Below are 24789 nucleotides of genomic sequence, written 5' to 3'. Positions count from 1 at the left end.
TGATCAAGCCGTCTGCTCGCGGTCCGATTTCTCCGCGTCCTGGGCGCGCAGCATCCCGACGACATGCCTGCCGATTGCCTCGCCAAGCTTCACGGGCACCGCATTGCCGACCTGGCGGCCCTGAGCGGTCTTGCTTCCCTTGAAGGCCCAGTCATCAGGGAACGACTGCAAACGTGCGGCCTCACGCACCGTGAGTTGACGGGGCTGCCATGGGTGGATCGGCGGGTGAAACCCGGCGAGATGATCTCCCTTTGGTCCATAGCCGCCGCCGGCGCGGATCGTCGTAGACGGCTTGTCTGGGTCGAGTCGCGCTCGGCGGTAATTCGGATCGGTTTCCCCGGGATCGAGTTCTGCCCACCGTGCCGCAACGTGAGGAGCATGCTTCGGCGGCATGTGTGAGAACTCCTCGTCAAAGTTCCCGTCGAGGTCTGCCAGAGCCTGGCGGACCGTCACGTGCCGACCTGCGTGCGTCGGCTCAGGCATGGTGGGAACACCCTCGCGGAGCCCGATCACGACGAGACGGCGGCGCGCTTGGGGCACTCCGAAGTCAGCAGCGTTTAGCACGCCATAGGTGAAGTTGTAACCCTGCGCTTCCAGCGCAGTCATGATCCCGGTCAGATGGTCGCCGTTCTTCTTGTGGGTCAGCGCCGACACATTCTCGAGGACCATGGCTCGCGGTTTCACACGCTCAACCACGCGCATGTACTCGCGCCAGAGGAAGTTGCGGGGATCACTCGGATCGCCCTTCCCGGCCGACGAGAAACCCTGACATGGGGGCCCACCGATCACGATGTCGACGTCGCGCACCGCAGGGTTGTAGTCACGAATGTCGCCCTCGAAGATGTTCCACTCCGGGCGATTGTGCCGGAGCGTCTTGCACGCCTCGAAGTCGTTGTCGACCGCAACAATCGTCTCGGCGCCGGCCTCTTCAAAGCCGAGATCGAGACCGCCGCATCCGGTGAACAGCGACAGCACCCGATACGGGGATTCGTTGACCTTCAACACCTTCTCCTTCATAAGGTCGGACCGTTAGGCGACCCCGCGGACAGAACGACCGCGCCTGAGGTCGCACTCTACCGAGGTCCCGGTCGGAGGTCGGTACCCGCGCCGGGGATCGGTGAAAGACCGCCTTTGTGGTGGTTGGCAGTGGCGCCCCATGGAGAGGCTCCGACATGTTCAGGTGACCTGTGCGGCTAGACGCGCTTTCTGGCGACGTCGGCACACGTGCTCAGATGTCAAACCGTGGCGAACTGGGGCATCAGGACCTGTTCGCTGCGATCGGTCCGGCTGCTCACACTCGAAAGGGCAGGCAAGGGTTGCGTCCATCGTTCCCTATAATGGTGTCGGCGTCGGCCGGCTCAGGCCGCTGCTCCCAAGCAAGCGGGGCTGGTTCGCGCTGGCCTCTTGAGCCGGTCGATCGTCTCGACTGGTTGACTGCTGAGATGTTAGACGGCCAGCCTGCGCCCCGGATGTGGCCTCGATCATCGGGTCAGTGTCAGATCCGTCGTGACGTCGCTCTGCCTGTTCCATCGTCGTTGGCATTGCCGCGGTCCTCCGTGTCGTTTGGTGATCCTGCGGTCCTTCTTAGTGCGAGGTTGTGTCGCGCTGATGCGGTGGCCAAGCGCGTATCAAGTCCTGGACCTGTCGGCCAATTGCGCACGAGGCTCGCTCGTGCTGTGCGTGGCTGGTGCCGGAGGAGATGCATGCCAAGGAACTGGGCCTGACGAGGGTGTGGAGGGCGCTGTAGACGCATACGAGCGGACGGCCGGGCAGGGCAAGACCACGCGGTGCGAGTAGCGCCGAAGGTCGTCCGACCGCGTTCATGGCGCGGTGTTGAGGGTGGCGGCAATGGCCGACGTGTTGGAGGGCGTTCATCTACGCTGACCCCATGACCAGGGGGCCGCGCCGGGCGACGGTGAAGGATGTTGCGGCGCTTGCGGGGGTGTCGCCGAAGACGGTGTCGAACGTGATGACCGGGACGGTGTTCGTACGTCCCGACACCCGCGAGAAGGTGCTGGCGGCGGTGGAGGAGCTGCGGTTCGTGCCAAACCTGAGCGCCCGGAGCCTGCGCAACGGGCGGACCGGGGTGATCGCGGTGGCGCTGCCGGATCTGGCGACGGCGTTCTCGGCGGACATGGTGCACCGGGTGGTGCAGGTGGCGCACGAGCGGGGGATGGCGGTGCTGATCGAGGAGACGGCGGCGGAGCCGCAGCGGGAGTATGACCTCGTCTCCCGAGCCCGCGAGCACCAGATCGACGGATTGATCCTGAACCCGATCCGGCTCCAGGACAGCATCATTGTCCACGACGACCAGCTGCCGCCGGTGGTGCTGATCGGGGAGGTCGAGCAGCACAAAGTCGATCGGGTGCTGATCGACAGCCGGCAGGCCGGGTACGAGGTGACGAAGCATCTGATCGAGCGCGGTGCGCGGCGGATCGCCGCCCTCGGCGGGGCGACGGGCGCGCAGGACGCGACGGCCACCAGCATCCAGCGGCTGGACGGCTATCACCGGGCGCTGGCGGAGCACGGGATCGAGGCGGAGCCGGAGCTGGAGGTGTACGTCGAGGAGTGGTCGATGGTGGGAGGCGCCGGGGCGGCCGCCGAGCTGCTGGACCGCGCCACCGGGTTCGACGCGATCGTCGCGTTCACCGACTCGATCGCGTTCGGCGCGCTGCACGTGCTCCAAGAGCACGGGATCTCGGTGCCCGGCGACGTCATGATGACCGGGTTCGACGACGTCGAGCACGCCCGGTTCATGAATCCGTCGCTGACCACCATCGCTCTGAACCGGCACGCCTTTGCCGAGGCGGCGGTCGATCTGCTGCTGACCCGGATCGGCGACAGGACGAGCCCGCCCCGCGCGGTGGCGATCCCGCACGAGCTGGTCGTCCGGGCAAGCACTACGCGGTAGGTCGGTCGCGGCGCGATCTAGTGAGCGGCCCGGCGGCCGCGTGCGATCCACGCGCCGACCAGGATGCCCAGCAGATAGCCGATACCTGCGCCGATGAGGAGCGTCGTGCTCATCGGCGGAGCGGCTTTCGGGATCTCATGCTTCCCATTGGCTCTCGTGATCGAGGCGCGATCGCCGGACGGAGGAAGGGATCCACCGAATCGGGGAGAAACAGACCCTTGCCAGTCCCATTACATCGATGTAATAGTGTCGCATGTAACACAGGTCACACCCCACCTCTGTGGCAAGGAGACGCGATGGCACGTCGATCCACGATGCTTTCCAGGCGCGGGCTGCTCACCGGAGCCGCCGCGATCGGCGGGACGGCCGCCCTCTCCGGCGGCCTCTCCGCCTGTGGCGCCGCAAGCGCCACCGACCCCGATCAGATCCAGTTCTGGACCCTTCTCAGCGGCGGCGACGGCGGCACGATGGCCGACATGATCGCGAAAGCGACCGGGTCGGGCGCGGCGTACGACGTCAAGACCACCACCCTGGTCTGGGGCGAGCCCTACTACACCAAGCTCGCGATGGCCGCCACCGGCGGACGGCCGCCCGAGCTGGCGATCATGCATGCGTCCCGGGTCCCCGGCTACGTCCCCGGTGGGCTGCTCGACTCCTGGGACGTCTCCCGTCTCGAAGAGCTCGGCGTGAGCCAGGACGACTTTCCCGAGGACGTCTGGCGCAAGGGCATGGTCGGCGAGAACGTGTACGCCGTCGCGCTCGACGCCCACCCGACGGTGATGATGTTCAACCCCGAGATCTGCGACAAGGCCGGCGTCCTGGACAGCGACGGCAAGCTGCGCGCGACCGAGTCCCCCGAGGAGTTCGTCGACCTCGTCAGCCAAGTGGGCGGCGTGACCAAGGGGTCGCCGCCGCTGTCGTACGGCTATCTCGGTGACGGCTCGCAGATGTTCCGCCTCTTCTACACCTTCTACACCCAGCACGGCGCGGCGATGACCTTCCCGCAGGGCGGGAGGGCCGAGATCGACGACGACATCGCCGTCGCGTCGCTGCAGCTCATGCAGCGGCTGCTCGACGGCAAGCTGGCGCTCCAGCGCAACGACTACGCGGCGGCGCTCGCCGAGTTCGCGACCGGGCGGAGCGGGATGCTGTTCACCGGCGTCTGGGAGCTGAGGTCGGTGAAGGAGGCCGGCGTGCCGTTCGACATGACGACGATCCCGACCCTGTTCGGGACCCCGGCGACCTACGCCGACTCCCACGCCTTCGTCCTGCCTCACCAGAGCGAGGTCGACGAGCACCGTCGCGACCTGACCTACCAGTTCGTGGCCGACCTGCTCAAGGGTTCGTACGACTGGGCGACAGCCGGCCACATCCCCGCCTATCTTCCGGTCACCGAGAGCCCGGACTACGCGAAGCTGATGCCGCAGTCCAACTACGCGCAGGCGGTCCAGCAGGTCAACTACGACCCGGCCGCCTGGTTCACCGGCTCCGGCTCCAACTTCCACGCCGGCTTCGGCAACGCGGTCCAGCCCGCGCTGATGACGGGGAAGGACGCCGCCGGTGCGGTCGATGCGTTCCGGACCCGCATCAACGGGCTGCTGAAGACCCAGAACCCGGTCGACCCCGATGGGACGTGGACGTCATGACCGCCGCAACCGAGACCCGCGTCGCGAGAGTGGCGACCCGTCCCTCGTCGGCGACGGCCACCAGGGCCGGCCGCGAACGACTGGTGAGCTGGGCGTTCCTGGCGCCGTTCCTGGTCGCCTTCGCACTCTTCCTGGTCTGGCCGTTGGTCCACGGCCTCTACCTGAGCTTCACGAACCAGTCACTCACGGGCGCAGGGGGCTCGTGGGTCGGGCTCGAGAACTACCGGGAGGCACTGACCGACGCGACGATGTGGCGGGCGCTGCGTACGACCGTCTGGTTCACCGTCGTCTCCACGATCCCGCTGGTGCTCATCGCTCTCGTGATGGCGCTGCTGGTCCACCGCGGGCTGCCGGGGCAGTGGCTGTGGCGGCTGTCGTTCTTCATGCCGTTCCTGCTCGCCTCCACCGTCATCTCGCAGATCTGGGTGTGGATCTTCAACCCGGACATCGGCGCGGCCAACTCGGTGATCGGCGCGTTCGGGATCGAGCCGATCGCCTGGCTCCAGGACCCCGACACCAACCTCTACGCGATCGTCATCGCCACGGTCTGGTGGACCGTCGGGTTCAACTTCCTGCTCTACCTGGCCGCGCTCCAGAACATCCCCGACCAGCTGTACGAAGCGGCCGCCCTCGACGGTGCCGGACCGTGGCGCCGGCTCACCTCGATCACCTTGCCCCAGCTGTGGCCCGCCACGATCCTGATCGTGATGCTGCAGATCCTGGCCTCGCTGAAGCTGTTCGACCAGGCGTACCAGATGCTCATCGGCGTCTCGACGGACACGACCCGCCCGATCGTGCAGTACATCTACGAGGCCGGGTTCGTCGGCTATCGCTTCGGCTACTCCTCAGCCATCTCGTACGTCTTCTTCGCGCTCATCATCATCGTGGGCGTCTTCCAGATGACCGCCATGAACCGTCGTAGGAGCCTGTCATGAGATCTCCACAGACTCGATCGCCAGGGGAGAAGAGGTTCGGCGTCGGCCGGGTCGTCGCGTTCGCGGTGCTCGCGCTGATGGCGGCCGGCTGGCTGATGCCGTTCCTGTGGGCGGTGGCCACCGCGTTCAAGACCGAGCCGGACGCCGCGACCGAGTCGGGCTGGGTCGGCGACGACGGCCTGACGACGGAGGCGTTCCGGGCGATGCTGTCGAACGGAAACGTGTGGATCTGGGCACTCAACAGCCTGTGGACCTCGCTGGTCATCACGGTGCTGACGGTGACGATCTCGGCACTGGCGGCGTACGCGTTCTCGCGGTTGCGCTTCCCGGGCCGGCGCTGGCTCTTCGCCGTCATCGTGGCGGCGATCATCATCCCGCCGCAGGTGCTGATCATCCCGCTGTTCTACGAGATGCTCACGTTCAACCTGATCGACACCCCGTGGGGCCTGATCCTGCCGCAGATCGTCGCGCCGGCGATGGTGTTCATCCTCAAGCAGTTCTTCGACGGCGTGCCCGTCGAGCTCGAGGAGGCCGCCCGCGTCGACGGCGCCAACCGGCTGCGGGTGTTTTGGTCGATCGTGCTGCCGCTGTCGCGCCCGATCATGGCGGCGGTCGCGATCTTCGTGTTCATCAACGCCTGGAACAACTTCCTGTGGCCGTTCCTCGTCATCAACGACACCCACCTGATGACGCTGCCGATCGGGCTCGAGACCGTCATCGACGCCCACGGCATCCAGTACGCCCAGACGATGGCACAGGCCGTCCTCGCCTCGCTGCCGCTCATCGTCGTCTTCCTCTTCTTCCAGCGCCAGATCATCAGGGGCGTCGCCACCACCGGATTCGGTGGCCGGTAGCCACACCGCACGAGTCACACAACAAGGAGCACCATGACCCGCGCACGTATCACCATCGACCGCGACTTCACGATCGCCGACGTACCCCGACGTCTCTTCGGGTCGTTCGTCGAGCACATGGGCAGATGCGTCTACACCGGCATCTACGAGCCCGGCCACCCGACGGCCGACGAACGTGGTTACCGCAAGGACGTCCTCGAGCTCGTCCGCGAGCTCGGCCCGACGGTCGTACGCTACCCCGGCGGCAACTTCGTCTCCGGCTATCGCTGGGAGGACGGCATCGGTCCGGTGGGTGATCGACCCCGCCGCATCGACGGCGCCTGGCACACGATCGAGACCAACGCCTTCGGGCTCCACGAGTTCATGGGCTGGGCCCGCGAGGCCGACGTCGAGGTGATGGAGGCGATCAACCTCGGTACGCGTGGGGTCGAGGAGGCGCGTGCGCTGGTCGAGTACGCGAACCATCCCGGAGGGACGTACTGGTCGGATCTCCGGCGGAAGAACGGAGCCGAGGACCCGTTCGACATCAAGCTGTGGTGCCTGGGCAACGAGCTCGACGGGCCGTGGCAGATCGGCCACAAGACGGCCCATGAGTACGGTCGGCTGGCGCAGGAGACCGCCAAGGCGATGAAGCTCGTCGACGACTCGATCGAGCTGGTCGCGGTCGGCTCCTCGAACCGCTACATGGAGACGTTCGGGTCCTGGGAGCACACCGTCCTGACCCACACGTACGACGAGATCGACTTCATCTCGATGCACGAGTACTACCAGGAGCGGTCTGGCGACGCCGCCTCGTTCCTCGCCGAGGCGGTCGGGATGGACGCGTTCATCGACGGCGTCATCGCGACCATCGACGCGGTGAAGGCCGCCGGCAAGCACACCAAGCAGGTCGACATCTCCTTCGACGAGTGGAACGTCTGGTACGCCGAGGGCCTCGACACCGCGGACCAGATCCACCAGGTGAAGAAGGAGTGGCGCGAGCACCCACGGCTGATCGAGGACGAGTACTCGGTCACCGACGCCGTGGTCGTCGGCACGCTGCTCAACTCGCTCCTGCGTCACGGTGACCGGGTCCGGATCGCCAACCAGGCGCAGCTGGTCAACGTGATCGCGCCGATCCGCTCGGAGGAGGGCGGGCCGGCCTGGCGGCAGACGATCTTCTGGCCGTTCGCCCGGATGGCCGCGCTGGCGCGGGGTCAGATCCTCCGGCTGGCCGTCACCGCCGACCAGATCCCGACCGAGAAGTTCGGCGACGTGGACGTCATCGACGCCGCCGCGACCTGGTCCGAGGCGGACGGACGGGTGGCACTCTTCGTCGCGAACCGTGGGCTCAAAGAAGCCTCTGAGGTGACCGTCGATCTGCGCGGGCTCGGAGTCGCGGGGGTGGTCAACGCCGAGGTGCTCACCATCCCTGAGGGCGGCGACCGGCACACGTCGAACGTCGAGTCGGCTCCGGACGCGGTCGGGCTCGTCCCGCTTCGCGACGTCGGTGTCGAGGACGGGAGCGTGCGGCTGAAGCTTCCGCCGCTCTCGTGGGCAGTCGTCGAGCTCGAGGTGGCGGTGTCCTGACGGCTGCTTTTACTAGACGATGACACTTTGTGAACCCGTTCACTCAGTGTCATCGTCTAGTAAAAGGCCCGGATCCCGGGCGTCCCGAGTGCGGCGTGGAGGTTGACCTTGACCCTCGATGAGGACCGACTCCGCCGGCTGGGGAAGCAGATCAGCGAGAAGGCGGGCGCTAGGTTCGTTCTCGGGATCGTCGGCCCACCCGGGGCGGGCAAGTCGACGCTGGCGGAGCAGCTGCGGGACATCCTGAACGAGGCCGGACGGGTCGCGCTGGTGGCGCCGATGGACGGGTTCCATCGGAGCAACGCGGAGCTGGACGCGATGGGTGCGAGGGCGCGCAAGGGGGAGCCGGACACCTTTGACGCCGATGCGTATGTGGCCGCCTTACGACAGGTTCGCGCGGGCAACCGGGTTGAGTGGCCGACGTTCAGCCGGGTCACGGACGAGCCGGTGCCGGGCGGAGTGGTGATCGAGGACGAGCCGATCGTGATCACCGAGGGCAACTACCTGCTGCTGCACGAGGGGCCGTGGAAGGACGTACGCAGCCTGCTGGACGAGGCCTGGTTCATCGATGTCCCGGACGAGGTCCTGGTGCCGAGGCTGCTCGAGCGGTTCCTCGCCGGTGGGAGGTCGCGCGAGGAGGCGGAGGCGAAGATCGCGGCGAGCGATCTGCGCAACGCCGCGCTGGTGCGGGCGACGCGGGATCGCGCGGATCTCGTGCTGTGAGCAGTCAGGTCTCGGAGGAGATGGCGCAGTCGACCAGGAACGACATCAGCTCCGTGGCGTCGTCGAGGGTGACGAGGGTGTCGAGGGCGTGGTCGAGCTCGAGGCGACGGACTCCGGGGACGGTGATGGCGTCGAAGCCGTTCGAGATCAGGATGCCGGTCATCATCAGCAGGGCGGTGCGAACGTTGCCGGCCGTGTAGAACCGGGTGCGGGCGGCGGAGCAGAAATAGATCAGCGCCTGGAGCCGTGGGTCGCCGGACTCGGCGATGCGCTCCTGCAGACCCGCGAAGCGGGTGCGGAGCAGCTCGCTGCCACCGCGGCGCAGCGTGCCCTCGCCGCGGAACCTCCCGGCATCCGGCGTCTCGTGGCGGGCGACGATGCGGTTGAGGCGGTCGGACGTCGATTTGTCGATATGGAACCTGCCGTAGCCGACGAGGTCGCGGAGGGTGCCGTACGCCTCGCCGAGCGCCAGCACCTGACGCTCCTCGCCGGCCGGGTGGTCACCGACGGTGACGCCGGTGAGGAGGGTGCGGACCTCGGGGAGGGTGAAGCTGTTGCCCTCCAGACGTGCGGCGTTCCAGACCAGCTCGGGGAGGTGTGCGCGGAACCCACGCCAGGCCCGCTCGGTGTCGCCGGGGACCATCCGGGAGGTGTCGACCTCGGTCCACCAGACGCCGGTGTCACGCACCTGGGCCTCGCGGTCGGCGACCACCCGGAAGGTGTCGTCCGTGGCCGACTTGCGGGCGGCGTACGTCTCGGGGTCAGGTGCCCAGCGGGGCTGTTTTCTCACCATGTCCGGATCTCCTCGCGGGCGCGGTCCGCGGTGTCGCCGCCGACGGAGATGGCGTCGATGGCGATCTGGATCGGGGCGGCGTAGACGACGCGGTCGAGCTCGAAGACACCGAGGAACAGGTCGGGTTCGGCGGCGGCGACGACTACCGTGGCCTGGTCCGGAGAGGACGCGGGGCGGAGGGATCCGCCGGCGAGGAGGGGCTCGAGAGTGCTCGGGTCCTCGCACCACATCACCGAGGTCGGGGGTAGGGCGTCGTCGAAGGACGGCAGGTCCAGACCGGCCGCGCCGGAGAGCGCCCACCGCTGTCCCGACGCGTCGCCGGCGGAGGCGAGCCTGCCGACGGTGGCCTCGCCGCTCAGCAGGACGGCATGGGGGCGGTGCAGTACGCCAGAGGCCCGCGCGGCCTCCTCGACGATCTCGACCGGATCGCCGTCGGCCCAGGCGTCGATCCGGCCGGCCCAGAGCTCGATGTCGGGGCCCACATCGGCTGGATAGAGCGGATCGAGGATCGAGCGCGCACCTGCTGCGGCCTCCGGCGTCGCCAGCGGAGCAGCGCTCATCGTCAGTCCGGCGCCACAGGCCGTGGTGATCGTGTCGAGCGTGTCCACGGACGGACTCACCACGCCGTTCACGATCCGGTGGACCGTCGAGGCGGACACACCCGCCCGCGCGGCCACCTGCCGAGCGCTCAGCCCGGAGCGCTCGATGCACTCCGCGACGAGCCGCCCCACGTCCTGTTCCATATATGCAACGCTAGTCGAGGACGTTGCATATATGGAACAGGCATGCCGACGTCCGTTCTTCTAGGGTGTCCGCCATGACACGACCGATCACGCTGCTCGTCGAGGGAGAGTCGGACAGGGCTCTGGTGGAGGCGCTGGCGCCGAGGTACGGGGTGGATCTGGTCGAGCTCGGGATCGAGGTCGTCTCCATGGGCGGCGCCGGCAACGCGGGCCGCTTCATCCGGGAGAAGACGGCCGCCGGACATCGGGTCGGCGGGCTCTACGACGAGGCCGAGGAGCACTTCGTCACCAATGCCCTCGGGAGGCAGATCGGCGAGGACCTCTCCGGCCAGGGCTTCTTCGCCTGCCGCCGCGATCTCGAGGACGAGATGATCCGTGCGATCGGCGCCGCACGGATCGTCGAGATCCTCGAGGCCAACGGCGAGGGCGGCAAGTTCCGTACGCTGCAGAACCAGCCCGAGCATCGCGGCGAAGAGGTCGCCGACCAGCTGCACCGGTTCTTCGGCACCGCGTCGGGCCGCAAGATCCGCTACGGCACGATCCTGGGTGAGGCCGTCGAGATCGAGGCGATCCCGGACCCGCTCATCGGGCTGCTCACCTGGTGCTGGGGCTGAGCTAGGGCTCCATGTCGTCGTGGACGACGACGCGGGAGAGCTCGATGGTGCCGTCGGGGCACTTCCAGAAGTGCAGCCGGCGGGCGCTGGGGGTGTGGACCTGCATCGAGACCCGGTAGCAGATCGCGCCGTCGGAGCGGGACTGCGGCGCGGAGTTGCCCCCGGCAGAGGTGCGCAGCTGGTGCAGCTCGCGGCCCGTCGACTGCTCCGCGAGGCCGGTGAGCACCTCCATCACCACGTCGGCGATCTTGTCGACGGTGATCCCTTCGAGCGTGTCGACACTGTCGAGGAACCTCTCGCCGATCTTGAAGTCGGGCAGCGGGCGGGTGGGCTGCTCGCCGACCGGGATCCGACGGGCCCAGGATGCCTCGACGAGATGCCGGAAGCCGCGCTCGCGGTCGGCGAAGACGGGCGGAGCGACCTCGGGCGGCGCGCTCCGCTGCTTGGCGCGACGCAGCTGTGAACGCATCCGGGCCAGCTCGGCGTCGCGGGTCTCGACCTGGCGCGCCGCGCGGGCCAGGTCCTTGGCGAACTGGACCCGCTCGTTGCGCAGGCCGGAGACCTGGTCGCGGAGCTCGGTCAGCTCGGCCTCCAGGTGGGCCTTCTCGGCCTTGATCGCGGTCACCTGCAGCGACATCGACTGCACCGCGGCCTTCTTGGCGGGCGCGGGCTCGGGCGGAGGTGTCGGTTCTGGCGGCGGTGCCGGCCGGATCGCGCGGACCGGTTCGCCCTTGCGGCGCGGCATCATCGCCGGGGTGGGGACCGCCGGCTTGGGAGGAGCCTCAGGCAAGGTCTCAGGCAAGGTCTCAGGCACGGCCTCCGGGACCGAGGTGACCTCCGCGACCGCCTCCGGCGGGGCGGGGACGGTCTCGACATGGTCGGCCACCGCGGGCGCAGGAGCGTCCGGGTCGAGCCAGGGCGGGCCACCGGCGTACAGGGCCAGTGCCTCCCGGGCCGTGTCGTGCTCGCGGACCTCGCGCAGCGAGAGCCGCCACCGGGGTCCGGTGGCGACGACTCGCGCGAGAACGACCTCGCCGGGAGTGAGGAGGGCCTGCAGGTCGTCGTCGGGGTCACCGGTCACGTCGGAGCGGAAGACCTCGACGGTGACGTCGGGATGCAGACGCAGACCGGCGGAGCCGGCCAGGACGGAGCGGACCTCGCAGGGGACGACGTCCCCTGCGGCGTACGTCTTCAATGCCTCGTCGGGGGTGGGACGGCTCTCTCGGATGTCGAGCCAACGGGACTTCTTCTCCAGGACGCCGTCGACGTGCATCCCGGGCGCGAGGACACGCTCGATCGGCACTCCGGCCTGGGCGAGCTGCGGCGGGATCGAGGCGAGGTCGCCGGAGCCGAGGTCGACCAGGGCGCGCTCGCTCATGATCGAGCGCACCGTGCCTGACCGGCGCTCGCGGGTGGAGGCGGTGCGGGCGCTGTCGAAGAGCCCGGCCGCGGCGGCCATGTCGAGCGCGTCGTCGATGAGCTGCCCGGTGAGCTTGGGGCCTTCGGACTTGCTCCATGCGAACCGCAGCGGCGCCTGCTTGAGATCGATGTTCCAGGCCACCCCGACGGGATAGACCCGGCCGGCGCCGCCGTAGACCTGCGTCCCCGGCGTCATCTTGTTGGAGAAGGCCCAGGTGTGGCCGCCGGTCGTCACCAGGTAGAGGTCGGCGAGGTCGCCGATCTCGGCCGCGATCCGCTCCACGTCGGCGTAGGGGTCGGTGTGTCCGGACGCGACGGTCACCACCACGGTCGGCCTCGTGCGGGTGTCGCCGTTGAGCAACGCCGCAAGCGCCTCGGCTTCGGACGTGTTCGTCACGCGTTTGATCGCAGACATGCCCCTCCTTTCACCAAACGTACAGCGAACGGAATGCGGACCCAGGGCAACGACCCGGCCCGCGGGAGAGCATTCGACGGACGCCGATACCCGGGGTGGGTGTCAATGACGAGGCCGTGTCATATTTACTTCGCCGAACGGATCATTAGCGCTGGCGGCTTTACGACATTGGCAGGTATCTGCCGCGTACGAAGGCAAAGAACGCCTGCGGCTGAAACAAATTCGGAGAACGCTTCCTCGTGGCAATAATCGATCTGTCCGCATTCCCGGGAAACGCGCACGATCTGCTCACGGGTTTGCCGACGGTATCCGCAAGGAGACCACCTTGAGATATTCACGACTCGGCCGATCGGCCGTAGCAGCCACCGGCATACTCGCCATCACGGCTGCGATGTTTGCCACTCCCGCATTCGCCGGCACCCCTACAGCCGACGACAAGGCCCCCGCGGCCAAGCTCACATCCGCCCTCGAGTCCACGTTCGACAAGTCGGGCCCGACCGACTTCTGGCTCCGCTTCTCCGACAAGGCCGACCTCGGCCCCGCCACCTCCATCAAGGACTGGACCGAGCGCGGTCAGTTCGTCGTCGACGCGCTCGAGAAGACCGCGAAGGCATCTCAGGCCGACGCCGTCGCCGAGCTCGAGGCCGCCAAGGTCAGCTACAAGACGTACGCGATCTCGAACGCGATCCTGGTGAAGGACGCGCCCGAGGAGCTGGCGCTGAAGCTCGCCGCGGACCCGGAGATCAAGTCCGTCCACGAACGGGCGAAGGTCTCGCTCGTCGAGCCGGTCAAGAAGGAGGCGTCGACCCCGGCGCCGCAAGGCATCGAGTGGGGCATCGACTTCGTCAATGCCCCCGAGGCGTGGGAGCAGGGCGCGACCGGCGCCGGCATCGTGGTCTCCAGCGTCGACTCCGGGACCGACTACACCCACCCCGCCCTGGTGAACCAGTACCGCGGCAACAACGGCGACGGGACGTTCACCCACGACTACAACTGGTACGACGCCTACGACGACTGCTCCAACGGCCCCTGTGACCTCGACGGCCACGGCACCCACACCATGGGCACCATGGTCGGCGACGACGGCGCGGGCAACCAGATCGGCGTCGCCCCCGACGCCGAGTGGATCGAGACCAACGGCTGCTGTGGCTCCGACGCCGGACTGCTCGAGTCCGGTTGGTGGCTGCTGGAGCCGACGGACGCCAACGGCGAGAACCCGGACGTCTCCAAGCGCCCGCACGTCATCAACAACTCCTGGGGCTGGAACGGGGTCGGCTACATCGACTCCTTCTTCGACGACGTGAACGCCGCCTGGAACGCAGCCGGCCAGTTCTCCACGTGGTCCTCGGGCAACCCCGGATCGATGTGTCAGGGCACGTCCTCGCCGGGTGCGAACACGCTCACCTACGCCGTGGGTGCGGTCGACTCCGCCGGCCGGATCGCCTCGTTCTCGGGTCGCGGCCCGGGCCAGGACGGTCTGACCAAGCCCAACATCGCCGCACCGGGCGTGAACGTACGCTCCTCCCTCCCGGGCGGTTCGTACGGCAGCTACAACGGCACCTCGATGGCCGCCCCGCACGTGGCCGGTGCCGTCGCCGCGCTGTGGAGCTACAACCCGACCCTGGTCGGGAACGTCGAGGAGACCCGTCGCCTGCTCAACGAGGCGGCGACGAACGTCGACGACACCACCTGTGGTGGCACCGCCGAGAACAACAACGTGTACGGCGAGGGCCACCTCGACCTGGCGCGGCTGATCGCTCTGGCTCCGGCCGAGGGCGGCACCGTGGCGGGCACCGTCACCAGCGGCGGTGAGCCCATCGAGGGCGCGACCGTCGAGCTCGACGGCGCGACCCTCGACCGCACCCTCACGACCGACGCCGAGGGGCACTTCTCGGCCGACGTCTACGTCGGTGAGTACGAGCTGACGGCCTCGGCCTTCGGCTTCGTCACCGAGACCGGGGCGGTGACGGTGGCCGAGGACGCCACGGCGACGGTCGACTTCGACCTCGCCGAGGCGCCGAAGTACACCGTCAGCGGAGCCGTCACCAACGCCAACACCGGCGCTCCGGTCGCAGGAACCGTGGTCCGACTGTCGCCGGGCAACCTGTCCGCGACGTCGAAGGCTGACGGGACCTACTCGCTCGCGGGCGTTCCGCAGGGGACCTACACGATCTCCACCGACGGGTCCGGTTGTGCCGCACCGACGAGCGCCGAGGTCGTCGTGACGGGCAACAAGACCCACAACGTCAAGGTCGTCTTCTCCTACGACGGCAGCGGCTACTTCTGCTCCGAGGGATCGGGCGGCGTACGCTCCGGAACCACCGCGCTCGGGCTGGAGGGTGACGACGTCGCCGCAGCGGTGGACCTGCCGTTCAGCTTCCCGCACTACGGCAGCAGCTATGCCAAGGCGTACGTGTCCTCGAACGGTCACGTGAACTTCCTGGCGTCCAGCACCTCCTACAGCAACGTGGCGATCCCGGCCGCGGGGGTGCCGAACGCGGCGATCTACGCCTTCTGGGACGACCTCGACACGCGCGGCGCGGCTGACGTGTTCACCGGAGCGACGACGATCGACGGTGTGGACGCGTTCGTCTTCGAGTGGCGCGACGTCTACCCGCGGGGCGTCACGGACCAGCTGCTCGACTTCTCGGTCACCCTCTTCGAGGACGGCCGGGTCGAGCTGGGCTACGGCGACCTGCCGGACGCGGACCGTGCCCGGGGCAACTCGGCGACGGTCGGCATCGAGAACGCGAACGGTTCGATCGCCACGCAGTACTCCTTCAACACCGCCTCGCTCAGCGACAACAAGTCGATCACCTTCGACGTGGCCCCGATGGGCACGGTCGCCGGTGTCGTCAAGGACTACAACACCAAGGCCGGCATCGACGGCGCCGAGGTCACCCTGATCCCGTCCGCCGGCGGTGACCCCACGACGGTGACGACCGGAGCCGACGGCACCTACCGGGTCGACCGGGTGGTCGGGAAGTACGCGATCAGCTTCGCCGCGCCCGACTACGACCCGATCAACCGGAACATCACCGTCACCGAGGACACCACGCTCACCTCCAACGCCCAGCTCAAGGCCGGCCGGCTCGCCGTCACCCAGACGGCACTGAACGCCGACCTCGCGATGGGTGGCTCGGTCTCCCGCAACCTGAGGATCACCAACACGGGCTCCGCTCCCGCCGAGGTGAACCTGGGTGCCGCGGGCGAGGAGGTCGTCATTCTCGGCAACAAGACCGCTGCCGGCGGCGTCACGAAGGGCGTCACCAACAAGGCCACGGCCGTCGAGACCAAGCCGGGAGCCGGGTCCAAGGCCTCCGGTCTGACCTCCTCGAAGTCGGGAAGCAAGCTCGGTACGTCGGGACAGCCGTCGGTCACCGCGCTCGCGCCGACGCCCGCGGGTGAGACGACGCTGTCCCACTCGAGCTCGCACGAGGTCGTCCAGGCCAGCTCCGTCGCGTGCCCCTCCGGGACCACGACGATCCTGCGGACGTACTCGCCGGGTGACTTCGGGATCACCGGCAGCTTCACGCCGACCAGCGTGAGCTTCGCGGTCCAGGAGACGGCCAACGGGAACACGCCGGTGACGGCGACGCTCTACACGTTGCCGGAGGGCGCGGCGTTCACCTTCGCCAACCTGACCCCGATCGGGTCGGGCACGACGACGGTGCGCGACGAGTTCGGGTCGACCTACACGGTGCCGGTCGCGGCGTCGACGGAGATCGCTCCGGACGACATCCTGGTCGTCGCCGTCTCGGGAGGTGCGGTCTACTTCGGGGGCAACCCCGCGGCCGAGACCTCGCCGACCTACCTGGCCTCCGACGCGTGCGGTACGCCGGAGCCGACCGATGCGGCGGAGCTCGGGTTCCCCGACTCCAACATCATCCTCGACGTGACCGGTGAGGCCGGCGGAGCCGGTGGCGGTATCGCATGGCTCGACGTCCAGCCGCCGTCGTTCACCCTGGCGCCGGGCCAGTCGGTCGTCGCGGTGGCCGCGTTCACCGCTGCCGTCGACCAGCCGGGCACCTACAAGGCTGATGTCGTCATCGGGAACAACACGCCCTACACCGTGGCGCCGGTCCCGGCGACCATGACCGTGAAGGCGCCCGCAGGCTGGGGCAAGATCACGGGCACGGTGACGGGCTCGGGTGAGCCGCTCGAGGGTGCGGTCGTGGCCCTCGACGGGGTGTCCTACGACGTGACGCTTCGGACCGACGCGGACGGTGGGTACGCCTACTGGATGCAGAAGTCCAACGCGCCGCTCCAGGTCATCGTCGCGGCCGACGGGTTCGTGCCCGCGACCAAGAAGGCGCAGATCGTGGCCGGTCAGACGACCGTCTACGACTTCGACCTGAAGCCTCTGGGCTAGCTCGACAGCGAGGCCCCGGGCACCGATCGGTGTCCGGGGCCTTCGCCCGTTCGTTCGGAACCGCGCAGGCTGGGCTGGAATGTCGGTGCCGCGGTGTACGATCGCCGCGCTTGCGAGAAACAACCCCCTAATCAGCCCCTATGCCTCATTCCTCCGTGCCGGCCGTCGCCGAGATCCTGCGCCTGCGGGCTCCGTTGAGCCTGCCGGTCCTGCGCGCCGCGCTGAAGGGCAAGCGGGTGCTGCTGACCGAGGACGAGCTGCTCTCCGTGCTCGCCTCAGGCGGCTTCGTCGAGGGTCCTCCGGGACAGTGGAGCCTGGCTCCCACCGCCTCCGCGGCGCCCGCACCGGCTCGGTTCAACCAGGCCACGTTGGCTTCGCGTGCGGGGGTGGAGGGTGACGTACTCCTGAAGGTGCTGGACGCGCTGGTGACCGACCATCCCGAGGTCAACTGGGGTGCGCTGCGGGACCGGCTCGAGTCGGGCGCCGACGTCGCCGTCTCCGACCGCACCCTCGGCCTCATCGAGGAGGGCGTACGCCGCTTCGAGGTCGCCCGCCTCCGCGCCGAGAAGCAGCGGGCCGAGGAGCGTGCCCGGGAGGCCGAGCGGCGTCGTGAGCTGCAGCAGTTGGCCGAGAGCGAGGTCGCGATGCTGCGCGCCGAGCTCGACGACGAACGCCGGCGGGCGCACGACGCGGCGGTGGAACGTGACCGGCTGCGGCAGGAGGCCGAGAAGCTGGTCGCGCTCAAGGAGCAGGAGACCGCGTCGTGGGTGGCCACCGCCGCGGGCGGCTGGATGCTCGACCTCGGTGCCCCGGAGACCTTCGGCGAGGAGAAGCTCCGCCAAGCGCTCGGGCAGCTCGAGTCTGCTCTCGTCGTGCTCAACGTCCCGGTCGCGGGCCGTGAGATCGAGGCCGTCGTGGTGCACCCCGGCGGGATCGCCGTCATCGAGCAGTACGACATCCCCTCGACCGCCGGCGTCGTCTCCGTGCCCGCAGCGGGGACGGCGGAGATCGACGGGCGCTCCTTGGAGGTCAGCGACCCACGTGGCGAGGTGCTCGGTGCCGTACGTCTCCTGCAGAAGACCGCGTCGCTCGACCTCGCCTATCTGCCGGTCGTCGCGTTCCAGGGACCAGCCGACGCCGAGGGCGAGGACGTGCTCGTCTGTCTCACCGCCGAGGTCGACCTGGCCGTGGACGAGATGCTCCACTCCCAGTCCTCACGGGTCTCGGCCGACGACGCGGTCGCGTTGCTGGCCAAGCTAGGCGTCCCCGAGGTTCCCCACCCACCCTCTGGCTTCTGAACCCACGGCGGGGTTAGAGGCCGGCGGCTCGGGCGGCTTCGGCGTATGCGGCGGCCAGGGTCGGGACCGTCTCATGGGCGTTCAAGCCCGAGGGGTTGGGTACGACCCAGAGGTCGGCGCCGGCGAGGGGCTCCGGTTGGTGGCCCTGCTTGGCCTTGGGGCGGTTGAAAGCGGTGCGGTAGGCGGTGATGCCGGCGATCGCTACCACTGCCGGCTTTCGGCGTGCGACCAGGGAGAAGAGCTCGGCGCCACCCTCCTTGAGCTCGGCGTTGGTGAGCTCGGAGGCCTTGGCCGTGGCGCGACGGACGATGTTGGTGAAGCCGATGCCGCGGGCCCGGAAGTAGTCGCGGTCCTCCGCGGTCATCCCGGCCGAGGCGTCGATGGGACGCGTCGTGATCCCGGCGCGGAAGATCGCGGGATAGAACCGGTTGAGCGGGTGGGCGAAATGGGTCTGGGTCGCCGCTGTCCACAAGCCGGGGTTGATGCCGACGAAGAGGAGCCGCAGCGGTTGGTCGTCTGCCGGAAGGAGGTCGGGGACCGAGGCGCCGTAGTAGGTCTGGAGCTCGGCCTGGGTGAAGCGGGCCACGGCGCGATCCTCCCATCTGCGTAACAACGTGCCCGTCGAGGGTGCAACAGCAGGGTGCCGAGGGGAGTATGTGGAGTATGGGTTCTCAGCGTCTCCTCCCACTCGCACTCGCTGCGACGGCGCTCCTCCTCGCGGCCTGCGGCACCTCCGAGGAGGCGAGCGACCCCGCCTCGAGCCCGTCCCCGTCAGCGGCTTCCTCGTCGGTTTCCTCGTCGCCACCGCCGAGCTCGGCGACGCCCGTGCGCGGCATGGTCTCTGCCGGCGGTGCCGCCGAGGGCAACCTGGAGACGTCCGCGACGGCGCTCCCGGACGAGGGCGCGATCGAGACGTACGCAGCCACTCTCGGCACCTCGCTCCGAGCTCCCTTCACCGCCGAGGCGACCAGGCTGCTCGGCCAGGTCCCGGCAGGCCAGCAGCTCTATGCTCAGACGGTCTACGACGGCTGCGAGTCTCCGGACCCGGCCACCATCACCGCCGCCACAGCCGGGGGCGAGGTGGTCCTCGAGGTCTCGCCGCCGAAGAGCACCAAGATCCAGTGCCTCGTGGCCGAGCGATCCGTCGCGTTGCTCAGTGTCGACCAGCCTGTCGGCTAACGTTCCCCGCGTGGGAGAGCCGTGGAACACGTTCGTCGAGGGCGACAACCTCGATGTGCTCCAGGCCCTCGCGGCGGCGGGGGAGAGGTTCGACCTGATCTACATCGACCCGCCCTACAACACCGGCAGCCCGTTCGCCTACCACGACGACCGGCGCGGTGAGGACGGACGGCGGGCCGGCCGGCACGAGGCCTGGGTCGCGATGATGAGACCCCGGCTGGAGGCGGCGCGCACCGTCATGTCCGAGCGCGCGGCGATCTATGCCTCCATCGACGACAACGAGGCGGCCTACCTCAAGATCCTGATGGACGAGGTCTTCGGCGAGCGCAACCAGCTCGCGCAGATCGTCGTCAACCTCAACCCCAAGGGCCGCCAGCTCGGCAACGGCTTCGCGACCTCCCACGAATACCTCTTGGTCTACGCGAAGGATGTCCGGTCGTGCGCGCTGGAGTCGAGCATCCCCGAGGCTGTCAACGAGCAGGACTTCCCGCTGGTCACCGATGACGGGCGCCACTACCGGCGGCTGCCGCTGCGCAACACCAACAAGAAGTTCAACCCGGCGACCGCCAGGACGCTGCACTTCCCGGTGTGGGGGGACCCCGACTCCGGGCGCGTGAGCGTCGAGCCGTTCGAGGGCGGCCAGGAGATCTGGCCGGTCTTCGGTGACGGTCGCCCGGCGGTGTGGCGGTGGAGCGCCCCGCTGATCACGGCCCGCCCCGACGACCTGATGTGCCGTCGCGTACGCGGGAAGCTGGGCGAGCGGGTCGACGTCTACCAGCGCGACTGGCTCTCCCGCGACGCCTCCGGCGAGGCCCGGCGCAAGAAGCTCACCTCGATCTGGCTGGCCGAGGAGATCGGCTCGACCGACTCAGCGGTCGCCGAGCTGAAGTCCCTGGTCGGACCGCTGTTCGAGTCGCCGAAGCCGACCGGCCTGATCCGCCGGATCCTGGCCACGATGCCCGCCGACGCGCGCGTCCTCGACTTCTTCGCCGGCTCCGGGACCACCGGCCACGCGGTCGCGCTGGCCAACGTGGAGGACGGGGCGCGGCGTACGTGCTGGTCGGTCCAGATCGCCGAGACGACCCGGCCCGGATCGAACGCGGCCAAGGCCGAGATCGCGTACGTCTCCGACATCACCCGCGCGCGGCTGCAGGCCGTCGTGGCGGCGCACGGGAACGGTGACGCGGAGGGGTTGGTCGAGCGCGACCTGGGCGAGCTGCTCGAGACGTCTGATGTGACGCGCGGCGCGTAGCGGGCGTGGCAGGATCGCGGTCATGGCCCCCAGCGTCCCCCGCCTCCGCCTCGGCTCCACCGAGATCATCGCCCTCGCCGACGGTGAGGGCGCGTTCTTCTCGCCGCGCGCCGATGCCTTCCCCGACGCCACGGCCGCGCAGTGGGCCGAGGTCGACCGCTACGACCCGGGGGCGGTCGACGCCGAGGGTCGCTGGCGGCTCCAGTTCCGCGCCTACGCGATCCGCAGCGAGGAGGGCCTCACCCTCGTGGACGCCGGGATCGGCCCGGCCGACGGCCCGGCCGCCTCCTGGGCGCCGGTGCCCGGGGTGCTGCCTCGGTCGCTCGACGCCGCGGGCATCGACCCGGCCGATGTCGACACCGTGGTGCTCACGCATCTGCACACCGACCACGTCGGATGGGCGGTCGTGACCGACGCCGACGGCCACCGACCCTTCTTCCCGAACGCCGACTACCTGCTCCAGCGCGCCGAGCACGACGCCCTCGACGCGCTCAACCCCCAGCTTCGCGAGACCCTCATCGACCCGCTCGCGGCGGCCGGCCGGCTCCGGCTGCTCGACGGGGACACGACCCTGCGCGCCGGGCGCGTCGTCGCCACGCCCGGTCATACGCCGGGGCACCAGAGCGTGCTGGTCGCCGAGGGACGCGAGCAGGTGCTCGTCACCGGCGACCTTCTGGTCCACGCGCTCCAGCTGCTCCACCCCGAGATCGCCTACTCGCACGAGGTCGACCCCGTTGCGGCGAGGCACTCGCGCGAGCGCATGCTCGGCCGCGAGGCCGCGGGCACGCTTCATCTGGCGACGCTTCACCTGGCGACACCGCATCTGACGGAGCCGTTTCTCTCGGCTTGATCGCGGCAGCTGGGTGAACTTCTCGGAACATCTGGTAACCGCGTTACACGGGATGCGTAAAACGCGGCATCGTCAGGGGGCGACCGAACACCTCACCTCGGGAGCCCCCCATGAAACTCCGTGGCCTGTTCATCCTCGCCTGCGGCACCCTCGTGCCGCTCACGACTCCGGCGGCAGCACATGCCGAGTCCTACTCCCAGCCGCTCTCGACCGCCATCGAGGACCTTCCCGTCGCGGCCGAGAACCGCACCGGCTACAGCCGTGACCTCTTCCAGCACTGGATCGATGCCGACGGCGACGGGTGCAACACCCGCTAGGAGGTGCTGATCGAGGAGGCCGACGAGGCCCCCACGGTCGGCTCCGGATGCTCGCTGTCCGGCGGCCGCTGGTACTCCTACTACGACGGCCTCTCCTGGACCGCCACCATTGACATCGACATCGACCACATGGTTCCGCTCGCCGAGGCCTGGGACTCCGGAGCCCGCACCTGGACCTCGACCGAACGGCGTGACTACGCCAACGACCTCGGCTTCTACGGCTCGCTCGTCGGCGTCACCGACAACGAGAACCAGGAGAAGTCCGACGCCGACCCGGCCGAGTGGATGCCCGACCTCCAGAAGTGCCGCTACCTGAAGGAGTACGTCTCGGTGAAGATCCGCTGGCGACTCACCGTCGACACCGCCGAGCAGTCGGCGCTTGCCGACCTCACCTCCGCCCACGGCTGCGGCGGCCAAGCCGTCTCGGTGACTCTCGCCCGCTGATCCTGTCGAAGCGTCACCCGCGTCGGCCGAGTGGGCACGGCCGTGCCCACTCGACCGACGGGGCCGACGTCTCGGCCGACGCGGGCGACGTCTCGGCAGGGTTCGGACCGATAGGATCGCGGCATGGCGTTCTCTGCCCCACGGGTGACACGGGAGCAGGTGGAGTCCGACGTACGCCGCCGGCTGGCGCGGCTGAAGTCGAAGCGGTGGCACGTGCTGCAGGCCGCCGGAGCGGCCGGGGCGGCGTGGTTCATCGCGGCAGCGCTGCTGGGCCACTACCAACCCGTCTTCGCGCCGATCGCGGCCGTGGTCAGTCTGGGCACCTCCTACGGGCAGCGGCTGCGGCGGGTGACCGAGGTGACCATCGGGGTCGCGCTCGGGGTCTTCCTGGGCGACGTCGTGGTCCAGATCATCGGCGAGGGTGCCTGGCAGATGACCCTGGTGGTCGCGATGGCGATGTCGGTGGGCATCTTCATCTCCTCGGGCCAGGTCTTCCGCAACCAGGCCGCGGTGCAGTCGATCTTCGTGATGGGGCTGCTGCCGACGCCCGGAGCGGCCTTCACCCGCTGGACCGACGCGCTGATCGGCGGTGCGGTCGCCCTGGTGGCCGCCTCGATCGTCCCCGCCGCACCGCTACGCCGCCCTGGCGAGCAGGCGGCCGTGGTCGCCAGGAAGATCGCCTCGCTGCTGCGGGCTGCCGGTCAGGTGATGCTCGACGCGGACGCCGTCCACGGGCTCAAGGTGCTCGCCGACGCGCGCGCCACCGACCCGCTGATCCGCGAGCTGCAGGACGCCTCCGACGAGGGCATGTCCGTGCTCGCCGTGTCGCCGTTCCGGTTCCGACATCGCAGCCACGTGCATCGGATGGCCGAGCTCGTCGAGCCGCTCGACCGGGCGCTGCGGAGCACCCGGGTCCTCGTACGGCGGGCCGCCGTGTCGGCCTACCGCGGCGACGTGGTGCCGGAGAGCTACTACCAGCTGGCCTTCGGGCTCGCCGACGCCGTCGACGTCGTCGAGGCCGAGCTCGCCTCGGGCCTCGGCCCGGACGGGCTGAGCGAGGAGGCCAGGTCCGTGCTGCTCGCGGTCGGCGAGCACTCGGCCGAGGTGGAGCGTACGGAATCGCTCAACGCCGAGGTCATCCTCGTCCAGATCAGGTCGATCATCGTCGACCTGCTCGGGGTCACCGGGATGGGACAGTTCGAGGCGACCGACGCGCTGCCGCCGCTGCCGCCGCGCTGAATGTTGACCGAGGTAACTCGGTGAGCACTCAGAGTGACGCGCGCAGGTCACGAACGACCGAACCGACGACCGCGACCAGATCCCCCTCGGTGGAGGCCGCGATGGCGCGTTGTCGCTGGTAGGAGGCACCCTTGTGGATGATGTCGTGCACTCCGGCGAGCTCCTTCTCGCAGCCGAGGCGCGCGGCCACCGGCTCCAGCCGCACCAGCAGCTCGGCGAGGTCCTCGGTGACCAGCCGCTCGTCGGAGGCGTCGTTGAGGATCACGATCGCGTCCAGGCCGTAGCGGGCGGCGCGCCACTTGTTCTCCTGGACGTGCCACGGCGGTATCGTGGCCACCGGCTCGCCGGCCGCTACCCGCGCGTCCAGGTCGACGCAGAGACAGTGCGCCAGCGCGGCGATCGCGGCCAGCTCGTGGAGCGTGGTGACGCCGTCGCAGATCCGGTTCTCGATCGTGCCGAGACGAGGTGACGGACGGATGTCCCAGCGGATCTCGCTGATGTCCTCGATCACCCCGGTGACGGTCTGGTCCGAGACGTACGCCTCGAACTCCTCCCAGGTCGTGAACTGGAACGGGAGCCCGGCCGTCGGCAGCTGCTGGAACATCAGCGCCCGATTGGACGCGTAACCGGTGTCCACGCCCGCCCAGATCGGCGACGACGCCGACAGCGCCTGGAAGTGGGGGTAGTAGGTCAGCAGGCCGTTGAGCACCGGCAGCAGCCGGTCCCGGTCCGGCATCCCGACATGGACGTGCACGCCCCAGATCAGCATCTGCCGGCCCCACCACTGGGTGCGGTCGATCAGCTCCTGGTAGCGATGGCCGGCGGAGAGCTCCTGCGTGGTCCACGACGCGAACGGGTGGGTCCCGGCGCCGAAGAGGTCGACGCCGAGGTCGTCGCCGGCGCGTACGACACCGGCGGTCGTCTCCCGGAGCTGCTCCACCGCCTCCTCGACCGTCCCGCAGACCCCGGTGACGATCTCCACGGTGTTGCGCAGCAGCTCCTTGTGGATCCGCTCGGGGTTGGGAACCCGCGCCTTGGCCCGTGCGAAGAGGTGGTCGGCGACGTTGACCAGATCCCTCGTCTGACGGTCGACGAGCGCAAGCTCCCACTCGACGCCGAGCGTCGGCCGGGCGGAGGGGTGGAAGTCGATCCGCATGTATTGAGCGTTCCTTGAGCGTGCCCGTTTGTCGAGCACCGTGGATGCCTGTCGTTCACC

General features: G+C 69.1%; 21 protein-coding genes. 15 read left to right on the top strand and 6 right to left on the bottom strand.

The features are described 5' to 3' along the window. Positions 1–3 precede the first annotated feature (3 nt). The gene (locus WBG06_RS07410) at positions 4–1017 is read right to left on the bottom strand and encodes a DNA cytosine methyltransferase (RefSeq protein ID WP_336735949.1); all 1014 of its coding nucleotides are present in this window, start codon (positions 1015–1017) and stop codon (positions 4–6) included. Between the two features lie 871 nt (positions 1018–1888). Here WBG06_RS07410 and WBG06_RS07405 point away from each other — a divergent pair. The 6 genes from WBG06_RS07405 (at position 1889) to WBG06_RS07380 (ending at position 8638) form a co-directional block, all read left to right on the top strand. Continuing rightward, positions 1889–2911 (top strand): LacI family DNA-binding transcriptional regulator, encoded by a 1023-nt coding sequence (locus WBG06_RS07405; RefSeq protein ID WP_336735948.1) that lies wholly within the window; start codon positions 1889–1891, stop codon positions 2909–2911. 296 nt (positions 2912–3207) lie between these two features. Beyond that, a complete protein-coding gene (locus WBG06_RS07400; protein ID WP_336735947.1) occupies positions 3208–4557 on the top strand; it encodes an extracellular solute-binding protein in 1350 nt (449 codons plus the stop codon). Then, the gene (locus WBG06_RS07395) at positions 4554–5492 is read left to right on the top strand and encodes a carbohydrate ABC transporter permease (protein WP_336735946.1); all 939 of its coding nucleotides are present in this window, start codon (positions 4554–4556) and stop codon (positions 5490–5492) included. Before WBG06_RS07400 ends, WBG06_RS07395 begins: the two co-directional genes overlap by 4 nt. Then, entirely contained in the window at positions 5489–6346 is an 858-nt protein-coding gene (locus WBG06_RS07390; RefSeq protein WP_336735945.1) for a carbohydrate ABC transporter permease, read from the top strand. Before WBG06_RS07395 ends, WBG06_RS07390 begins: the two co-directional genes overlap by 4 nt. Positions 6347–6379: 33 nt before the next feature. After that, a complete protein-coding gene (gene arfA / locus WBG06_RS07385) occupies positions 6380–7915 on the top strand; it encodes an arabinosylfuranosidase ArfA (RefSeq protein ID WP_336735944.1) in 1536 nt (511 codons plus the stop codon). 108 nt (positions 7916–8023) lie between these two features. Next, the gene (locus WBG06_RS07380) at positions 8024–8638 is read left to right on the top strand and encodes a nucleoside/nucleotide kinase family protein (RefSeq protein WP_336735943.1); all 615 of its coding nucleotides are present in this window, start codon (positions 8024–8026) and stop codon (positions 8636–8638) included. Positions 8639–8642: 4 nt separating this feature from the next. On the opposite strand, the gene WBG06_RS07375 is transcribed toward WBG06_RS07380, so the two are convergent. Beyond that, positions 8643–9428: a hypothetical protein gene (locus WBG06_RS07375; RefSeq protein ID WP_336735942.1), complete on the bottom strand. Its 786-nt coding sequence runs from the start codon at positions 9426–9428 to the stop codon at positions 8643–8645. Further along, positions 9425–10174: a helix-turn-helix domain-containing protein gene (locus WBG06_RS07370; protein WP_336735941.1), complete on the bottom strand. Its 750-nt coding sequence runs from the start codon at positions 10172–10174 to the stop codon at positions 9425–9427. The genes WBG06_RS07375 and WBG06_RS07370 overlap by 4 nt, the downstream gene beginning before the upstream one ends. Positions 10175–10248: 74 nt before the next feature. Between WBG06_RS07370 and WBG06_RS07365 the strand changes: the two genes are divergently transcribed. Beyond that, positions 10249–10788 (top strand): TOPRIM nucleotidyl transferase/hydrolase domain-containing protein, encoded by a 540-nt coding sequence (locus tag WBG06_RS07365; protein ID WP_336735940.1) that lies wholly within the window; start codon positions 10249–10251, stop codon positions 10786–10788. A gap of 1 nt (position 10789) precedes the next feature. Here the strand turns inward: WBG06_RS07365 and WBG06_RS07360 are convergent, their stop codons facing one another. Further along, positions 10790–12622 (bottom strand): hypothetical protein, encoded by a 1833-nt coding sequence (locus tag WBG06_RS07360; RefSeq protein WP_336735939.1) that lies wholly within the window; start codon positions 12620–12622, stop codon positions 10790–10792. A 391-nt stretch (positions 12623–13013) separates the two neighbouring features. On the opposite strand from WBG06_RS07360, the gene WBG06_RS07355 reads away from it, so the two are divergent. Then, a complete protein-coding gene (locus tag WBG06_RS07355; protein ID WP_336735938.1) occupies positions 13014–16994 on the top strand; it encodes a carboxypeptidase regulatory-like domain-containing protein in 3981 nt (1326 codons plus the stop codon). A 140-nt stretch (positions 16995–17134) separates the two neighbouring features. Beyond that, a complete protein-coding gene (locus WBG06_RS07350) occupies positions 17135–18292 on the top strand; it encodes a hypothetical protein (protein ID WP_336735937.1) in 1158 nt (385 codons plus the stop codon). A 13-nt stretch (positions 18293–18305) separates the two neighbouring features. Here the strand turns inward: WBG06_RS07350 and WBG06_RS07345 are convergent, their stop codons facing one another. Continuing rightward, positions 18306–18878, bottom strand: a complete 573-nt coding sequence (locus tag WBG06_RS07345; RefSeq protein ID WP_336735936.1) for a mismatch-specific DNA-glycosylase — start codon at positions 18876–18878, stop codon at positions 18306–18308. Positions 18879–18955: 77 nt separating this feature from the next. On the opposite strand from WBG06_RS07345, the gene WBG06_RS07340 reads away from it, so the two are divergent. The 6 genes from WBG06_RS07340 (at position 18956) to WBG06_RS07315 (ending at position 23573) form a co-directional block, all read left to right on the top strand. Further along, positions 18956–19471, top strand: a complete 516-nt coding sequence (locus WBG06_RS07340) for a hypothetical protein (protein WP_336735935.1) — start codon at positions 18956–18958, stop codon at positions 19469–19471. Between the two features lie 10 nt (positions 19472–19481). After that, entirely contained in the window at positions 19482–20723 is a 1242-nt protein-coding gene (locus WBG06_RS07335) for a site-specific DNA-methyltransferase (protein ID WP_336735934.1), read from the top strand. A gap of 22 nt (positions 20724–20745) precedes the next feature. Next, positions 20746–21573 carry an MBL fold metallo-hydrolase gene (locus tag WBG06_RS07330; protein ID WP_336735933.1) on the top strand — a complete coding sequence of 276 codons (828 nt, stop codon included), beginning with the start codon at positions 20746–20748 and terminating at the stop codon, positions 21571–21573. Positions 21574–21683: 110 nt separating this feature from the next. Continuing rightward, complete coding sequence (locus WBG06_RS07325; protein ID WP_336735932.1) at positions 21684–21890, top strand: hypothetical protein; 207 nt, start codon at positions 21684–21686, stop codon at positions 21888–21890. 3 nt (positions 21891–21893) lie between these two features. Further along, a complete protein-coding gene (locus WBG06_RS07320) occupies positions 21894–22334 on the top strand; it encodes an HNH endonuclease family protein (RefSeq protein ID WP_336735931.1) in 441 nt (146 codons plus the stop codon). Positions 22335–22457: 123 nt separating this feature from the next. Continuing rightward, positions 22458–23573 carry an FUSC family protein gene (locus WBG06_RS07315; protein WP_336735930.1) on the top strand — a complete coding sequence of 372 codons (1116 nt, stop codon included), beginning with the start codon at positions 22458–22460 and terminating at the stop codon, positions 23571–23573. A gap of 28 nt (positions 23574–23601) precedes the next feature. Here WBG06_RS07315 and WBG06_RS07310 read toward each other — a convergent pair whose 3' ends face one another. Then, complete coding sequence (locus tag WBG06_RS07310) at positions 23602–24729, bottom strand: glutamate--cysteine ligase (protein WP_336735929.1); 1128 nt, start codon at positions 24727–24729, stop codon at positions 23602–23604. Between the last annotated feature and the right edge of the window lie 60 nt (positions 24730–24789).

The sequence above is a fragment of the Nocardioides sp. CCNWLW239 genome (assembly GCF_037137035.1).
In the GTDB taxonomy this organism is placed as follows: domain Bacteria; phylum Actinomycetota; class Actinomycetes; order Propionibacteriales; family Nocardioidaceae; genus Nocardioides.
Note: the sequence above shows the minus strand (reverse complement) of the source record. Positions and strands in the feature narration are given on the sequence as shown.

What these genes read in the sequence shown, in the direction of transcription:
- WBG06_RS07395 (WP_336735946.1), top strand. Translation starts at nt 4,554, where the DNA reads ATGACCGCCGCAACCGAGACCCGCGTCGCGAGAGTGGCGACCCGTCCC.
- WBG06_RS07315 (WP_336735930.1), top strand. Translation starts at nt 22,458, where the DNA reads ATGGCGTTCTCTGCCCCACGGGTGACACGGGAGCAGGTGGAGTCCGAC.
- WBG06_RS07400 (WP_336735947.1), top strand. Translation starts at nt 3,208, where the DNA reads ATGGCACGTCGATCCACGATGCTTTCCAGGCGCGGGCTGCTCACCGGA.
- WBG06_RS07330 (WP_336735933.1), top strand. Translation starts at nt 20,746, where the DNA reads ATGGCCCCCAGCGTCCCCCGCCTCCGCCTCGGCTCCACCGAGATCATC.
- WBG06_RS07340 (WP_336735935.1), top strand. Translation starts at nt 18,956, where the DNA reads ATGGGTTCTCAGCGTCTCCTCCCACTCGCACTCGCTGCGACGGCGCTC.
- WBG06_RS07360 (WP_336735939.1), bottom strand. Translation starts at nt 12,622, where the DNA reads ATGTCTGCGATCAAACGCGTGACGAACACGTCCGAAGCCGAGGCGCTT.
- WBG06_RS07325 (WP_336735932.1), top strand. Translation starts at nt 21,684, where the DNA reads ATGAAACTCCGTGGCCTGTTCATCCTCGCCTGCGGCACCCTCGTGCCG.
- arfA (WP_336735944.1), top strand. Translation starts at nt 6,380, where the DNA reads ATGACCCGCGCACGTATCACCATCGACCGCGACTTCACGATCGCCGAC.
- WBG06_RS07365 (WP_336735940.1), top strand. Translation starts at nt 10,249, where the DNA reads ATGACACGACCGATCACGCTGCTCGTCGAGGGAGAGTCGGACAGGGCT.
- WBG06_RS07355 (WP_336735938.1), top strand. Translation starts at nt 13,014, where the DNA reads ATGTTTGCCACTCCCGCATTCGCCGGCACCCCTACAGCCGACGACAAG.
- WBG06_RS07370 (WP_336735941.1), bottom strand. Translation starts at nt 10,174, where the DNA reads ATGGAACAGGACGTGGGGCGGCTCGTCGCGGAGTGCATCGAGCGCTCC.
- WBG06_RS07310 (WP_336735929.1), bottom strand. Translation starts at nt 24,729, where the DNA reads ATGCGGATCGACTTCCACCCCTCCGCCCGGCCGACGCTCGGCGTCGAG.
- WBG06_RS07410 (WP_336735949.1), bottom strand. Translation starts at nt 1,017, where the DNA reads ATGAAGGAGAAGGTGTTGAAGGTCAACGAATCCCCGTATCGGGTGCTG.
- WBG06_RS07350 (WP_336735937.1), top strand. Translation starts at nt 17,135, where the DNA reads ATGCCTCATTCCTCCGTGCCGGCCGTCGCCGAGATCCTGCGCCTGCGG.
- WBG06_RS07390 (WP_336735945.1), top strand. Translation starts at nt 5,489, where the DNA reads ATGAGATCTCCACAGACTCGATCGCCAGGGGAGAAGAGGTTCGGCGTC.
- WBG06_RS07405 (WP_336735948.1), top strand. Translation starts at nt 1,889, where the DNA reads ATGACCAGGGGGCCGCGCCGGGCGACGGTGAAGGATGTTGCGGCGCTT.